This is a genomic window from Bartonella sp. AD328YNZD (genome assembly GCF_042196425.1).
Genome location: NZ_JBHIQG010000848.1, coordinates 1 through 561 on the forward strand (window position 1 = coordinate 1; position 561 = coordinate 561).

The following is a 561-nucleotide window of genomic DNA, read 5'->3' on the forward strand; positions in this document are numbered from 1 at the left end:
TTACAAAAACTGCTTTTGGACAAAGACGAAAAATGCTTCGTCAAAATCTCAAAACACTTGGAGGTGAAGAGCTGTTAGAAAAAGCTGGAATTGATGGAAGACGCCGTGCTGAAACACTCTCGGTTTCTGAATTTGTAACTTTAGCGCATCTAGTGCTCTAAAAAATGCACTTTTTGTTTTGCATTCTTTTTTAATAAAGGCATTTATCGATCTTTTCAGCAATAAGCCCATCAACAAAAGAGGCAAGATAAGAACAGCGCTCGCGTTTTTTGGTTTCAGCTAAATAAATCGACTTAATAAAAGATAAAGATTGATCTAAATCTTCGTTAATCACAACATAATCATAAGAATGCCAATGCTTTAATTCCGTTCGTGCATTTTCCAATCGTAAATTGATGATATCTTGACTATCTTCGGCTCGACGATGTAAACGCGAAACAAGCTCTTTCATTGATGGTGGAAGAATAAAAACAGATACAGTGTCTCCTAGCATTTTTTTTTGCAGCTGCTTAGTACCCTGATAATCAATATCAAATAGCATATCACGGCCGGTATTCAATG

2 pseudogenes are annotated in these 561 nt (G+C 36.0%); one reads left to right on the forward strand and one right to left on the reverse strand.

Going from position 1 to position 561, the window contains the following annotated elements:
• Nucleotides 1–161: pseudogene (locus tag ACFIO3_RS15385) on the forward strand (16S rRNA (adenine(1518)-N(6)/adenine(1519)-N(6))-dimethyltransferase); the annotation flags it as partial.
• A 29-nt stretch (nucleotides 162–190) separates the two neighbouring features.
• Here the strand turns inward: ACFIO3_RS15385 and ACFIO3_RS15390 are convergent.
• Nucleotides 191–561, reverse strand: a pseudogene (locus ACFIO3_RS15390) (guanylate kinase); the annotation flags it as partial.